1 protein-coding gene and 1 pseudogene are annotated in these 1,073 nt (G+C 50.8%); one reads left to right on the top strand and one right to left on the bottom strand.

The window, feature by feature from the left end; genetic code table 11:
* Nucleotides 1–112: 112 nt before the first annotated feature.
* Nucleotides 113–810 (bottom strand): IS1-like element IS1A family transposase gene (locus tag DB30_RS40910; protein ID WP_103215986.1). Its coding sequence is split into 2 segments (ribosomal slippage): nt 113–561 and nt 561–810, totalling 699 coding nucleotides; the frame shifts between segments, so codons are not numbered across the junction.
* 43 nt (nt 811–853) lie between these two features.
* Between DB30_RS40910 and DB30_RS43390 the strand changes: the two are divergent.
* A pseudogene (locus DB30_RS43390) lies at nt 854–1,073 on the top strand (substrate-binding domain-containing protein); the annotation flags it as partial.

The following is a 1,073-nucleotide window of genomic DNA, read 5'->3' as shown; positions in this document are numbered from 1 at the left end:
TTCAGTGACAATTTAACTTTTTGTGCTGAGGCGGATCTGACAACGTAACCGGGTTCGAAACGAGCTCAGGTTGCTAACTAAATGATATACGACTGCTGGTAATGACTCCAAATTATTGATAGTGTTTTATGTTCAGATAATGCCCGATGACTTTATCATGCAGCTCCACCGATTTTGAGAACGACAGCGACTTCCGTCCCAGCCGTGCCAGGTGCTGCCTCAGATTCAGGTTATGCCGCTCAATTCGCTGCGTATATCGCTTGCTGATTACGTGCAGCTTTCCCTTCAGGCGGGATTCATACAGCGGCCAGCCATCCGTCATCCATATCACCACGTCAAAGGGTGACAGCAGGCTCATAAGACGCCCCAGCGTCGCCATAGTGCGTTCACCGAATACGTGCGCAACAACCGTCTTCCGGAGCCTGTCATACGCGTAAAACAGCCAGCGCTGGCGCGATTTAGCCCCGACGTAGCCCCACTGTTCGTCCATTTCCGCGCAGACGATGACGTCACTGCCCGGCTGTATGCGCGAGGTTACCGACTGCGGCCTGAGTTTTTTAAGTGACGTAAAATCGTGTTGAGGCCAACGCCCATAATGCGGGCGGTTGCCCGGCATCCAACGCCATTCATGGCCATATCAATGATTTTCTGGTGCGTACCGGGTTGAGAGGCGGTGTATGTGAACTGTAACTGCCATGTTTTACGGCAGTGAGAGCAGAGATAGCGCTGATGTCCGGCAGTACTTTTACCGTTACGCACCACCCCGTCAGTAGCTGAACAGGAGGGACAGCTGATAGAAACAGAAGCCACTGGAGCACCTCAAAAACACCATCATACACTAAATCAGTAAGTTGGCAGCATCACCAGCAACGTCGTCGCCGAAGCGAAACGAGAAGGCATTAAAGTGCTGGCCTATGACCGTATGATAAATAACGCGGATATCGATTTTTATATTTCGTTCGATAATGAAAAAGTCGGCGAGCTGCAGGCGGAAAGTATTGTTAAGCAGGTGCCAAAAGGAAACTATTTTCTGATGGGCGGATCGCCGGTGGATAATAACGCCCATCTGTTCC

Origin of the sequence: Enhygromyxa salina (assembly GCF_000737335.2) — a bacterium.
GTDB lineage: Bacteria > Myxococcota_A > Polyangia > Nannocystales > Nannocystaceae > Plesiocystis > Plesiocystis salina_C.
The sequence above is the reverse complement of the archived record's forward strand: the minus strand, read 5'-3'. Positions and strand labels throughout refer to the sequence as shown.